Origin of the sequence: Lentibacillus kimchii (genome assembly GCF_042666895.1) — a bacterium.
Lineage (GTDB): Bacteria > Bacillota > Bacilli > Bacillales > Amphibacillaceae > Lentibacillus > Lentibacillus kimchii.
In genome coordinates this window covers 250907-264796 of the sequence record NZ_JBHTGR010000057.1, presented here as the reverse complement: position 1 = coordinate 264796, position 13890 = coordinate 250907, and the positions used below count along the sequence as shown (strand labels likewise).

Genomic DNA, 13890 nt, shown 5'->3' with positions numbered 1-13890 from the left:
AACGTTAAGTATCTTGCGTATCCTTCAGACGCTCAACATACTCTTCAATGTCTGCATCCATTGGCTGGATAGCTAAATAAGCTTCAAATATTTGCAGAGCCGTTTCGATTCTTCCTTCTTCTGTCAGAAAATAGCCATATTCTTTCAGGAAATCGCTATCCTGGTTTAAATGATTGTATGCTTCCTGATAATGGGTTAATGCATTCTGATAAGATTCTAATTCATTATAGGCTCTTGCCAGTTCCCATTCATAAAGAGGATCGGTTGCCTCAGTATCCTGGACGCTGGTAATAAGCTCAACGATATCTTCGTGCTTGTCTTTTTGCTTTAGCAATTCAACCATAAATAACAGCGCCTCTTTATAATCGGGATCAAGGGCAATGGCTTCTCTAACCCACTTTTCACTTTCTTCATCTTTACCCAGCTGATGGGCTATTGACCCAGCAAAAAAGTACAGCTCTTTATTAAATTCATCAATTTGAATACCCTGTTTAGCTGTCTTAAAGGCCTCATTGATCATGCCTTCATCTTCATATGCTTTAGCCAGCTGATAATAGGCTGTATGATAATACATATCCTGTTCAATAACGCTCTGCCACGCTTTAATTGCTATATCACGGCGTCCTGCATGCAAGGCTGTGAAACCATATTTAAACATCGTATCCGGGTGTTCACTGTCAATATCCTGGTACAGTTCCAGTGCTGTTTCATATTCGCCGGATGCCGCATAGGCTTCGGCTAAACGGTCATTAACTGATATATTAGCCATTTCTTTTGTAACCTGAAGGACTTTTTCGTAATACGTAATAGCTTCCCGGTAGTCGCCATTCGAAAACAGCAGCTCGCCTAAAGCAAAATCAATAACAGGCTCAGTTGGTTCCTGCTGCTTGGCAGTTAACAGTTTTTGTTCCGCCACCTCAAACAATCCTTGAGCCTGATAGAGATCTGCCAGCTGGATAAGTGTCTGTACATAATCCGGGTCTTCTTCCGTGATCTCATTCAGCAAATTGATAGCTTCTTCGTCGTTATCCTGTTCGATATAGACATCTGCCAGCATAATTTTTATCTCGCTTTCAGCAGGAAAACGCTGCATGAGTTCTTCCAGCAAATCGGCTGCTTCAGCTAAAAAACCCCATTGCGTAAATAATTCAGCAATGGTAAATTTCTCCTCATCATCTGCCTTTGGCAAATAGTCCTCCAGCATTGAAATGGCTTCATCAGATTGTTGCGCCTCCATCAAATGAACGGCTTCCATAATGATAGGATCCATGGGGAACATCCTTTCTCTTTCACGGTAATCATATCAGTTTATCATACAGATCTGGGATGTATCTGTAAACAGAAAAGAATCTGCCTGAAACAGATTCTTTACCAATTACTTGTAAGCTTGCGCAAATCCCGAAAAAACCCGGGGTAAGAAATATCGATAGATGATGTATCATCAATCACAACGTCATGACTGGCTCTAAGTGATGCAACTGCAAGCATCATAGCAATCCGGTGGTCATTATACGCTGATGCCTTTCCACCGGTCAATCGCGAAGTTCCTCTGATTATCATACCATCTTCTGTCTGTGTAACCCGGGCACCGAGGCGGATCAATCCATCCGTGATGGCTTCAATTCGATCCGTCTCTTTCAAACGCAATTCACCCGCATCGCGGATAACTGTCTGGCCTTCAGCCTGTGTAGCAGCAAGAGCTATAATTGGCAGCTCATCAATGAGCTTCGGGATGATGTCGCCTTCAATAATGATGCCCTGAAGATTTTGCTGGGTTACCGTGACGTCACCAAACGATTCACCAGCCATCACTTGCTGGTTGGAGACTGTTATACTTGCTCCCATTTGTTTTAATACATCGATCACACCTGTACGCGTCTCGTTTAGTCCGACATTAACCAGCGTTAATTGGCTCCCCGGTACGATCGCTGCAGCTGCCATGAAAAAAGCGGCAGAGGATATATCACCGGGAACATGAACGTCTGTTCCTTTTAATGCAGTTTGATTTGTCAGCCGAATCCGGCCGTCTGTTTCACTTATGTCAGTTCCAAAAGCCCGGAGCATCTTTTCAGTGTGGTTTCGGGTGGGAGTCTTTTCGATCACTTCGGTCAGTCCATCAGCCAATAGCCCACCTAAAAGAACGGCAGATTTAACTTGAGCACTTTGGACAGGAAGTGTGTACTGCATTCCTTTGAGCCCTCCACCTCTAATTGCCATAGGTAACAATGATCCGGATGCGCAGCCGTCAATGCGGGCCCCCATTTTTTTGAGCGGCCTGACAACCCGGTCCATCGGCCGGGATGTCAGGGATGTATCACCATAAACCGTCGTGAACAGCGGGAGACCAGCCAAGACACCAAGCATCAATCTTGCCGTTGTTCCTGAATTACCAAGATTAAGCGGTGCAACAGGCTCTTTAAATGCGTCGGGACCGTTGCTGTGAATTTTCAGAGAGGTATCATTCTGTTCAATTTGTACACCCAGTTGTCTGAATGCATCAGCCGTTCGCATGCAGTCCTCGCCAGCCAAAAAATTTGTAATCACTGTTGTGCCTGTCGCAAGGCTTCCCAGTATAATGGCACGATGGGTTATTGATTTATCACCAGGTACTTGTATCTCCCCGATTAGAGGTCCTGATGCAGGGTTTAATACGGCATGTTTCAATGAGCCACCCACCTTTCATTCATTTACTCATCAAGCATCAAATCATAGCCTTGTTGCTTCAGCAGCTTATAACTTTTTAACTGTTCTTCTTTACTTGCAACACTTAAACGAAGCACGCCTGTTATCCCTTCGCGTATTTCAAGTATACGTATATTGGTAATGCTGATCTTTTCGGCTGCCAGCAGGTTAGCAACGGTTGCAATCGCTCCTGTTTGGTCACGTATGTCGACATATAGGTCATAAAAGGACGGAATCGCCCCCTGTTCCTGGGCTCCGAGTCCGTCCCGGTAATCTTTGGCCTGTTTTAAATAAGCCGTTAAGGCCGTCTTATAATCCTGCTCTAGCATTTGTTTAAGTGCTTCCATCTCCTCAATCCAATCATTAAGCAATTGAACGAGTTTTTCTTTATTGTGATAGAAAATATCCTGCCATAAATCCGGATTACCTGAAGCTATGCGGGTAACATCACGAAACCCGCCAGCGGCCAGCTGTGGAATAAATGCGTGTGTATCCCCCCATTTTTTGGCCTGCTGGACAAGGGCCGAAGCAATCAGATGTGGGAAATGGGAAATTACCCCGGTCATCTCGTCATGCTCGTTTGCCTCCAGTCTGATGATATGGCTTTTCGTTTCCTTGAGCAAATGTTCCAGTGACTTAACAGCATCTTCGGTACAATCTCTGGATGGAGCCAGTACATAAATGGCATTTTCGAACAGATGATCTTTAGCAGCTGTAATACCTTTTTTATGGGAACCGGCCATCGGATGTCCGCCTATAAACTGAATACGAGGATTCTGCAAATGATCAGAAGCATCAGCGATCGGCTGTTTAACAGAAGATACATCAGAAACGATCACATCTCGTTCAAAAGTCATTTGATCCAATTCCTGCAGATACTGAATGGTTTCTGTGATCGGCGTTCCTAAAATAATGATATCTGCTTGATATGCGCTGTCTGTCAGATCTTCACACGTTTCATCAATAACATGATTGATCAGAGCGTATGTGAGTGTCGTTTGATTACGATCATAACCAATAATATAATAATCCCCTGACTGGCGAAAACGCTTGGCCAGCGATCCCCCAATCAGTCCCAGTCCGATCATTAAAATTGTCTGTTTCACGACCATGTCCCCTCAGTAATCGCTGTATTAAGCTGGTACAAGACACGTTGGAGTTCTTGCATGTCTGTCTCGCTGCCAATCGTTATCCGTACGGTATCAGGCACACCAAGTCCTTCGCCTGCCCGGACAATAAAACCATGCTCAAGCAAATATTGGAATGTCTGCTCGCCGCTGATCGGCATGGATATAAGCAAAAAATTGGTATGAGAATCATAATAGTTCCATCCAATCGAATCGAGAAACGCTTCAAATGACCGTTTAATTGCCTGGTTGCGGGTGACGGTATCGTTAAGAAAAGCCTCGTCCTCCAGCGCAGTTATAGCCGCTTTTTGAGCAATCGTGGACGTATTAAATGGTCCTCTGACAACGTCAAGGTCCGAGATAAGGCCCGAATTCGCGATGCCATAGCCAATTCGCAAACCTGCGAGACCATACGCTTTGGAAAATGTACGCAGCACAATTACATTGTCATACTGCTGAAGATATTGTAAAATCCCCGGCTGAAATGTACTGTCGACATACTCCAAATAGGCTTCATCCAGAACGATTAGAACATCCTTTGGACATTGATCAAGAAAGTCATACAAATGATTACGAGGGATGAGGCACCCTGTTGGATTATTCGGTGAACAGAGCCAGATAACACTGGTTCTTTGATCAATGGCTTCCAGTATAGCAGAAAGATTATGATAGCCATTGACTGTTGGCACTTCTTTAACCTGAGCCCCCTCGACAAGGGCGTTATGTTTATACTGCGGAAAAGTTGGTGTTGCCATAACTGTATTCACACCCGGATACAGGAAAGCACGTGTGATAATCTGTACAATTTCATCCGTTCCACTTCCAAAAATAAGCTGATCTTCTGAAACTTTCAGCCTGTCAGCCAATACATGTCTTAATTCTCCCGTGTAGCCATCAGGATATAAATTGAAAGAGGACTGGTACCTGCTGAAATAATTAGTCACTTCCGGTGAATGGCCAAATGGATTTTCATTTGATGCCAATTTAACAATTTTATTCAGCCCGTATGTCTCTTTAACTTCTTCAATTTGTTTACCCGGCTGATAGGGTGTCATATCCTTTAATACCTGTTTACTTTTCATGTTGTTTACCCCCTTGTTCATTTGATGACAGCAGTTCGTTCTGGAATGTCCTCAAATAGCTGAGCATGTGACGATCATCTATTTCACACATAACGGGATGGCCGATTTTCTGCAACAATACCATTTGAATGGTGCCACTGACTGTTTTTTTGTCACTTTTCATTTTGGTGAAAATGGTCTCAGAATTAATTGACGGCCACTTCAGTGGGTACCCGTTAGATTTAAGCCACCTGTATATAGCGTTGTATGGCAGTTTAACGCCATATATTTTTTCACTGACCCAGATAGCAAACAGTAAGCCAATCGCAACGAGCTCGCCATGCGTCCAGCTGCCATAACCAAGTATTGTTTCCAATGCGTGTCCTAATGTATGGCCAAGATTTAAAAATTTGCGTTGATCCGTTTCATACTCGTCAGCCTCAACAATCGCTGCTTTAACATCAATGCCGCTTATCAGCTGATGGGACAGCTTTTCACTTGTCAATGCTGATAAATCATTCGCCATGACTGCTTCATACATCGCGCTGTCTGACAACAGTGCTTCCTTCAGCAATTCTGCATAACCAGATCTGATTTCCTGTTCTGTAAGAGTCGCAAGGGTTGTGACATCGTAAATGACCGCAGCGGGAGCGTGAAAGCTGCCAATCATATTTTTACCCTGTTCATGATTGATAGCTACTTTTCCTCCAACACTGCTGTCATGGGCCAGTATTGTTGTCGGCATTTGAACGTAGTCAATACCGCGCATAAATGTCGCTGCAACAAATCCGGCTACATCCCCGACAACGCCACCGCCAAGGGCAATTATGAGCGAATTTCTTTCGAGACCGAATTCAATCGCTTTAGTCTGGAGTTCATAAAAGACATCAATGCTCTTTGCGCTCTCTCCTGACTGAATTGTATGAACGGCAACATGCTTCTGTGACAAACTTCTTTTGACATCTTCTAAGTAATAGCGGGCAACTTTTTCATCCGTTACAATTAAAATAGATGGATACGTCTTAGGAAGATAGTCTGCAGTCCAGTGACGCAAATTCTCCCCGACATATACGTTATAGGTATGCGTTGCTGCCCTGACGTGCGTTACATTCACTAAAACCACCTTATTTCGTTGCGGTAGTCCTCGACGGCCTGTTTAAGTTTGGGAAATTGGTCATTTGGAAATTGTTCGGTCAGGGCATTCGCCAATTCAAAGGCAACAACATGTTCCATAACAACAGCTGCAGCAGGAACGGCACAGGCATCAGAGCGTTCAATGCTGGCGCTGAACGGCTCTTTTGTTTCAATATCAACACTCTTAAGCGGCTTATAAAGGGTTGCAATGGGTTTCATGACGCCTTTGACAACAATAGGCATGCCCGTTGTCATGCCGCCTTCGAATCCGCCAAGCCGATTCGTCTTCCGGTAGTAGCCCGTTGTTTCGTCCCAGGCGATTTCATCATGCACATCACTCCCATTTTGGCGGGCTGCCTCGAATCCCAGACCGAATTCGACACCTTTGAAGGCATTAATACTGACAACATTGCCGGCGATCCGACTGTCCAGCTTTCGATCATACTGTACGAAAGAGCCAATACCAGCAGGCATCCCTTCAACATAAACTTCCGTAACACCGCCAAGTGAATCCCCATCCTTTTTGGCTTGGTCGATGGCATCCATCATGGGCTTCTCAGCATTGTCGTCCAATGTGCGAACAGGCGATTCCTCAGAGATACGCTCCCGTTCAGCTGCCGCCAGGCTGGTATTTTCCTCTGCAGTAATACCGCCAATTTCTTTAACATAACCTGTGATATCGATTCCCAGTTGTTTCAAAAGCGTTTTGGCTATAGCACCTGCAGACACACGTGCAGCCGTCTCTCTTGCCGAAGATCGTTCCAGGACGTTTCGCATATCTCGATGACCGTACTTCAAGGCACCATTCAGGTCGGCATGTCCGGGCCTGGGACGTGAAACAGCCCGTCGTGATTTTTGCCTTTCTTCCGGAGGATCTTCGCCCATAATGTTGACCCAATGCCGAAAGTCATCATTATTTATGACGAGCGAAATGGGCGACCCCAACGTGTAACCATGCCGAACACCACTGGTGATTTCGGCTAAGTCTTTTTCAATTTGCATGCGTTTGCCACGTCCGTACCCTTTTTGCCGGCGCAGCAATGAGGCGTTGATATCTTCGCGGTGCAAAGGCATATTAGACGGTACCCCTTCTACAATGGTCGTCAGTTGCTTACCATGTGATTCACCGGCTGTTAAATAACGCATGAGACTTCCTCCTTTGCGATTTACACTATAGCATAGGAAATATAAAGGCTAATTGACCTTTCATAATCGAATAAACAAGATACAGATTAAAGTTTATCATACTATATCATAAATGATCTGTTTTTTGTTAAAATTCTCATTAAAAAACGTTTGACAAATTAGACAAACGCTTTAAATACTTTAAAGGTTATTCATTCTTTTGATAAAAAAATGTATCCTTTGAATCCAACCGATAGTTTTCTGGTTTAAATATTTGTTCGGTGCTCCCAACAAATAATACGCCGTGCTGCGTCAGAGAAGAGGCAACGTTTTTGTAGATAGTGGATTTTGCTGCTTCTGTAAAATAAATCAGGACATTTCGGCAGATAATCAAATCAACATTTGCTGGATAGGCATCCGCCAATAAATCATGCTTTTTAAATTGCACACGCCGTTTAATCGCATGATCAAGATGAAACTCATTTTCCTTTTGTATAAAATACTTTTGCCGCAAATACCAGGGCAATTCTCTTAATGATTGTTCCGGATATATCCCCTGTGCCGCTTTTTCCAGCACCCCATCGTCAATATCTGTCGCCAGAATCTGATAATCTGCCTGCGGAAAATTGTGATCAAGCATGATGGCGACGCTATAGGGTTCTTCACCAGTTGAACAAGCAGCACTCCATATGGTCAGCTTTTGCCTGCTTTTTAACAGCTGGGGCAGAATGGACGATCTTAATACATCCCACCGCTTGCTATTCCTATAAAAGTTGGAGACGTTAATCGTTATCCTATCAAGCAATTCATCAAGAAGGCTTTGGTTCTGGTCAATGGCTGATAAATAATGGTGAAATGTTTGAAAGCCGTTTTTATCCCGCAGCGATGTGAGCCGGCGTTTCATTTGTGTTTCTTTATATAAAGTTAAATCAATGCCGTGTTTCGCTTTCATTTCAGCCGCAAAATCCAGGTAGTCATCTGTCATAGTGAACGCCTCATTTATCATTTTTGCAATCGTTCTGTCCTTTTGTAAAAAGCCTCCGCAAAAAGGGAGGCTTTTTTCATCTTAAATCATGTCGCCAGGAAGCGGTCATGATGATTTAATAAATCCACTCACTGTCCTGTTTCGTATACGATACTGTGTCATCTTCCGGAAAGAACAGCTTCATTTCCTTTTCTGCGCTTTCAGCTGAATCAGATCCGTGAATAATATTTTTGCCGACGGAAATGCCATAGTCGCCACGGATTGTTCCCGGCGCAGCTTCAAGTGGCTTCGTATCGCCCATCATAGTACGTGAAGTTGTAATGACATGCTCACCTTCCCAGACCATGGCCAAAACAGGTCCAGACGTGATGAATTCAACTAATTCACCGAAAAACGGCTTGTCCGCATGTTCACCATAATGCGTTTTAGCTAGTTCAGTGGATATTTGCATCAGTTTAGCACCCACCAGCTTAAATCCTTTCCGTTCAAATCGGCTGATAATGTCCCCCGTTAAGTTGCGCTGTACGCCATCGGGTTTAATCATTAAAAATGTTTGTTCCATTGTCAACATCCTTTTTATGTATTTTGCTGCTGATTTCCCTGAAATTTTAACAAATTTTAAGGGAAATCACAATCAGTCTATGATCTGCGGCTGCCGATATACTTGGCAATGCGCTGTAATGTGAATTTCGCCTTATATTCGGGCAGACCTTCTAATTCCTGCAATGCCTTTTGTAAGTAGCGATCGCTCAAACGATATGATTGCGGGATTGCTTCACTTTCTTTCATTGTGACAAGTAATTGCTGCCATTCCTTATCGGACACCCCTGATGGTTCACTGAATGCCGCAGATAACTGCTGATAAAACGTTTCATCCTTCATGGCAAATAACATTGGCAAAGTCACATTGCCTTGAAGAAGATCATTGCCCGCAGGTTTACCTAATTCAGCCTCAGATGCGGTGATATCAAGTATATCGTCGATGATCTGATACGACATACCAATATAATAACCATAACGGAATAATTTTTCCTGATATGCTTCTGGAACATTGGCGGCGATTGCGCCCATTTTGCAGCTTGTGGCGATAAGCAGAGCTGTCTTTCGTTTAATTCGGCGCAAATAGTCACGCAAATTCTGATTCCAGTTATATTTGTCCTTAATTTGTTCAACTTCACCCGTTGAAAGTTCAACCATCGTTCTTGAAAGTGTATGATGAGCGTCAGGCTCCAAGAGAAATGTAATATACTCAAGTGCCCTGGCCAGAATGAAGTCGCCGGTATACATGGCGACACGGTTTCCGTATAATTGTTTAATGGTTGGTTTTCCACGGCGGATGGCCGCATCATCTATGACATCATCATGAACCAGTGATGCCATATGGATAAGCTCCAGCGAGACAGCAACTGTCTTAGCCCGTTCGATATCAAAACGCCCAAATTGGCCACACAACAGGACAAAAACAGGACGGATCCGTTTCCCCCCTGCCTGCAGCAATTTTGTGGAAGACTCGCGTAACAGATGATGGTCTGCTTGAATGGCTTCAATCAAGGCTTGTTCAATGGCATCAAGTTCTTTTTTTAAGTGTCCGTACGTTTTTGACAGTTTCATACATGTCACCTTTTATCATTTCATCATTTCATCATTCTTTCGTTCCCATGTGCATCGCTGCAACGCCGCCAGTATAAGACTTCACCCTGACATGTATGAAGCCAGCTGAAAGAAACATTTGTTTAAGCTTCTGCTTATCCGGAAAATGTTTAGCGGACTCCTGCAGCCAGGCGTATTCCTGATAACTTTTTGCAAGCATTTTCCCTAATAGAGGCATGATGAAACGGAAATAAAAATAATAAACCTGGCGGAAACCAATCAGGGTTGGCTGTGAGGTCTCCAGGCATACAACTGTCCCACCTGGTTTAAGAACACGATACATCTCTTTTAGGACAGCCATATAATCAGGTACATTGCGCAGACCAAAACCAATCGTCACATAGTCAAATGAGTTGGCGGCAAACGGAAGGTCCATCGCATCTGCTTGCATTAATGAGAGCTGACTGTACTGCAATGATTGATTTTTCTTTTCCGCTACCGAGAGCATATTCGAACTAAAATCGAGGCCAATGACTTCACCACTGCTTCCAACCTCTTCAGCAAGCGAAAGTGCCCAATCGCCTGTGCCGCAGCAGACATCCAGTGCACTGGCACCTTTTTCAACGTTCATGCGCTTCATGACGTCTTTTCGCCAGGCTTTATGCCGCTTAAATGAAATGATTGAATTCATGGAATCGTAATCGCCATAAATTTTTTCGAATACCTGATGGACGCGTTCTTCTTTTGTTTGCTGTTCCATGGATACCCTTCCTCCACTATTGTACTTGACTGTTTGTTGAAAGGTGCAAACGATTCCTTATGAGCGATACAGCAGACGTAAGATGTGCCGGGAACTGTGCCAGCTGTTTATCAATCACTGAGTTCTCTTTGCTGATAACAAGATCGATTGTGTCAAGAACCGTCTGATAATCTGTCACAGGGTTACTGGAAGACCAGGGGTCAAATGCCGTATCGAGACCGGAGGACATAATATGGTGTTTGATGGTCATCAACTTTTTAATAATGAGCCACTCGGCGGCGATACTGCTGAGCGCTGTTTCACCAACAAATTCAGCCATACGCATGATCAAACGCGATTCCAGTGTTTTAATAACATCAATAAATGCCTCTAGTGAATGAAACGTTTCATGATATAATTGCATTTTCAACTCATTAATTTCGGTGATCGAAGTCGCCAGAGCACGCGTCATACCAGTTTCTTCTGCTTCTGACAGAATCAAGTAATATAAACCGCTATAGTAGTCGCCGGCCAGCACAGATAATTGTTTTGTTTTTTCACTCTTATCACATGACACTGACTCATCTGTATCTGTTACCTGATCATGAGTGTCAAGCGCTATTTGAATTAGCATGGCTGTCACAATATAGTGTTGTTTTCTTTCTTCAGATACAGCTGATTGTTTCAGTATTGACGACATGACACATAATTTAGATTCATCCGGAGAGGGCGTCTTCACATACTGCTCGATATAGTCATGGTGCATTTTATCTTTTATGAGCGCTTTTAAATGGCGAATCTCCATGTCGGATGTATACAAAGCAACCACCTGAGCCCTTTCTCCTTTAATGAAATTACAAGGCTATTATAGCATAATATTGATTGGGTGCCATAATTAAAAATAAACTTGAGACAGCTGGGTTATCTTTTATTCATTGGTCATTTCACCATGGCTTGTCTGGATGACGGCTTTGCCCCTTACCTTGACAGCCGAAGTATGTTCGGTAAACTGGGCAATCATCACTTCATCCTTATCCAGTTTTTCGGAATGATGAAAACGCGTATCTGATCCTCTCGTCAATCCAATAACATTGACACCATCTTCCAGTGCTTTGACGACAACAAACTCTTCCATCACCTGCACCCCCTGCGTCCTAAAATTAAGCTCAGTCTGTGAAAACCGCAGCCAGTACGTATGTATTAAGAGAAAAAAGGGCACGCCGCCACGTGCCCTTTTCAGAACCCATGTAAGTATCGTTTATTTAACACTTTCCTTCAGGGCTTTTCCTGGTTTGAAGGCAGGAACTTTACTTGCAGGTATGTTAATTTCTTCGCCTGTTTGCGGGTTGCGTCCCTTCCGTTCAGAACGCTCACGTACTTCAAAGTTTCCGAACCCGATAAGCTGGACTTTTTCACCGTTTTTAAGTGAATCCATGACAGATTCAAATACTGCATCGACAGCCTTTGTGGCATCTTTTTTGGAAAGATCGCTTTTTTCTGCAACAGCATCAATCAAGTCTGTTTTATTCATGTCATTCACCTCCTCCCAAAAATAAACATTGATTCAGGAACAAAATACAAAAATATCTATTATCAGTTGTTCCCTATCCGTCTTTTTTATACGTCACATCACCAAATCAATTGATGACAAGGCTTATATTAACCGAGAATCGCACAAAATTCAACAATAAGTGCCTAATTCATAGGGTTTTGATTTAAAATCACTGCCTTTTTTTATGATTTAAGGGGGGGTGCCCATCAGAAAACTTATATTCATAAACGCTTGTGCTGACGTGTTTTAATAAATGCCAAAAAACAAAAAAATAGCAACTATGTATAGCTGCTATAAAATAATGGCGATAAGTCCACCCGAACCTTCGTTAATAATCCGCTCAAGTGTATCTCTTAATTTATATCGGGCATTTTCCGGCATAAGCGAAATTTTTGCTTGAATGCCTTCACGAACAATGGAACTCAGTGATCGACCAAAAATATCTGATTCCCAAATGGATAATGGGTCTTCCTCAAAATCCTGCATGAGATATCTGACTAACTCTTCACTTTGTTTTTCTGTTCCGATAATTGGTGCGAACTCAGATTCCACATCAACTTTCACCATATGAATCGATGGCGCTAAGGCTTTCAGCCGGACACCGAACCGTGATCCCTGCCGTATAATTTCCGGTTCGTCCATCTTCATATCTTCAAGGGTTGGTGCAGCAATACCATAACCTGTTTGCTTCACCATTTGTAAGGCATCTGCTACTTGGTCATACTCCCGTTTTGCATGGGCAAAAGTCTGCATGAGTTCGAGCAAATGCTCTTTGCCCCGAATCTCTTCACCGACGATTTCCTTAAGCACATCATCATACAAATATTCTGGTGCATGCAGATCGATTTCAGCTACTCCATCTCCCATATCCATTCCGGCCAGATTGGCTCTGTCAATATGATCATAAACTGTAAAATCGTTCATAATATGATCGACATCGCGCAGCCTGTGGATATTCTTAACAGTGGACTGAATGGCCCCCTGATAGTCTCGCTGCAGCCAGTGATCCTCATCAAGGACCATTACCCAGCTTGGCAGATTAACATTCACTTCAAGCACCGGAAATTCATAAAGCGCTTCACGCATGACATTATCGACATCATGTTCTGACATTGTTTCAATGTTCATTGCCAAAACCGGTATATCATACTTCTCTGTAAGATCCTGGCGCATAAGCTCTGTTTCCTGACTAGTTGGTTTGGTTGAATTGACGACCATGATAAAAGGTTTTCCAACTTGTTTCATTTCTTCCACGATCTGCTCTTCCGGCTCCCGATGATCTTCTCGTTCTATCTCGCCAAACGATCCATCAGTTGTCACAATCACACCAATTGTCGAGTGTTCCTGTATAACTTTTCGTGTGCCGATTTCAGCAGCATCATGAAAAGGTATAGGATCCTCATACCAAGGTGTGTTAATCATTCGCGGCCCATTTTCATCCTCAAATCCCTTGGCGCCGTCAACAGCATAACCGACGCAATCTACCATGCGGACATTCACATCAAGTCCTTCTTCGACATGGACTGAGACAGCCTGATTCGGAATGAACTTGGGTTCGGTGGTCATGATTGTTTTTCCACCAGCACTTTGCGGCAGCTCATCATGCGCTCGGCTGCGTTCACTTTCATCCGCGATATTAGGCAAAACCCCCAATTCCATAAAATTCTTAATGAACGTTGACTTTCCTGTACGAACAGCCCCGACGACACCAAAATAAATATCGCCATTTGTCCGTTTCGAAATATCTTTAAAAATATCAACCTTTTCCAAATGATCCCCTCCCGATCTCCTTTTGCAAAAATCAAGACAATTTTCGAATGATGACATTACAAGCCTATGACGTTGTCCTATTAAATTATGACTTCAATATGTTTAAAAAGAGAAATAATTAAGTT

14 protein-coding genes are annotated in these 13890 nt (G+C 43.3%); all 14 read right to left on the bottom strand.

Annotation, left to right across the window (positions count from 1 at the left end; all coding sequences use genetic code 11):
- Positions 1-4: 4 nt before the first annotated feature.
- Entirely contained in the window at positions 5-1270 is a 1266-nt protein-coding gene (locus tag ACFQU8_RS13690) for a tetratricopeptide repeat protein (protein ID WP_382361379.1), read from the bottom strand.
- Positions 1271-1368: 98 nt separating this feature from the next.
- Entirely contained in the window at positions 1369-2664 is a 1296-nt protein-coding gene (gene aroA, locus ACFQU8_RS13685; RefSeq protein WP_382361376.1) for a 3-phosphoshikimate 1-carboxyvinyltransferase, read from the bottom strand.
- 23 nt (positions 2665-2687) lie between these two features.
- Positions 2688-3794 (bottom strand): prephenate dehydrogenase, encoded by a 1107-nt coding sequence (locus ACFQU8_RS13680; RefSeq protein ID WP_382361373.1) that lies wholly within the window; start codon positions 3792-3794, stop codon positions 2688-2690.
- Entirely contained in the window at positions 3785-4891 is a 1107-nt protein-coding gene (gene hisC / locus ACFQU8_RS13675; protein WP_382361370.1) for a histidinol-phosphate transaminase, read from the bottom strand. Before hisC ends, ACFQU8_RS13680 begins: the two co-directional genes overlap by 10 nt.
- Positions 4881-5984: a 3-dehydroquinate synthase gene (gene aroB / locus ACFQU8_RS13670; RefSeq protein ID WP_382361367.1), complete on the bottom strand. Its 1104-nt coding sequence runs from the start codon at positions 5982-5984 to the stop codon at positions 4881-4883. The genes hisC and aroB overlap by 11 nt, the downstream gene beginning before the upstream one ends.
- Complete coding sequence (aroC, locus tag ACFQU8_RS13665) at positions 5984-7150, bottom strand: chorismate synthase (RefSeq protein WP_382361364.1); 1167 nt, start codon at positions 7148-7150, stop codon at positions 5984-5986. Before aroC ends, aroB begins: the two co-directional genes overlap by 1 nt.
- 187 nt (positions 7151-7337) lie before the next feature.
- Entirely contained in the window at positions 7338-8114 is a 777-nt protein-coding gene (locus tag ACFQU8_RS13660) for a CheR family methyltransferase (protein ID WP_382361362.1), read from the bottom strand.
- A gap of 115 nt (positions 8115-8229) precedes the next feature.
- Positions 8230-8676, bottom strand: a complete 447-nt coding sequence (ndk, locus tag ACFQU8_RS13655; RefSeq protein WP_382361359.1) for a nucleoside-diphosphate kinase — start codon at positions 8674-8676, stop codon at positions 8230-8232.
- 77 nt (positions 8677-8753) lie between these two features.
- Positions 8754-9725, bottom strand: a complete 972-nt coding sequence (gene hepT, locus ACFQU8_RS13650; protein ID WP_382361356.1) for a heptaprenyl diphosphate synthase component II — start codon at positions 9723-9725, stop codon at positions 8754-8756.
- Positions 9726-9756: 31 nt separating this feature from the next.
- A complete protein-coding gene (locus tag ACFQU8_RS13645; RefSeq protein ID WP_382361353.1) occupies positions 9757-10464 on the bottom strand; it encodes a demethylmenaquinone methyltransferase in 708 nt (235 codons plus the stop codon).
- 16 nt (positions 10465-10480) lie between these two features.
- Positions 10481-11248, bottom strand: a complete 768-nt coding sequence (locus tag ACFQU8_RS13640; protein WP_382361350.1) for a heptaprenyl diphosphate synthase component 1 — start codon at positions 11246-11248, stop codon at positions 10481-10483.
- Positions 11249-11371: 123 nt separating this feature from the next.
- Entirely contained in the window at positions 11372-11578 is a 207-nt protein-coding gene (gene mtrB, locus ACFQU8_RS13635; RefSeq protein WP_382361347.1) for a trp RNA-binding attenuation protein MtrB, read from the bottom strand.
- Between the two features lie 123 nt (positions 11579-11701).
- Positions 11702-11974, bottom strand: a complete 273-nt coding sequence (locus ACFQU8_RS13630) for an HU family DNA-binding protein (protein WP_382361344.1) — start codon at positions 11972-11974, stop codon at positions 11702-11704.
- 312 nt (positions 11975-12286) lie between these two features.
- The gene (gene spoIVA, locus ACFQU8_RS13625; protein ID WP_382361341.1) at positions 12287-13765 is read right to left on the bottom strand and encodes a stage IV sporulation protein A; all 1479 of its coding nucleotides are present in this window, start codon (positions 13763-13765) and stop codon (positions 12287-12289) included.
- Positions 13766-13890 lie beyond the last annotated feature (125 nt).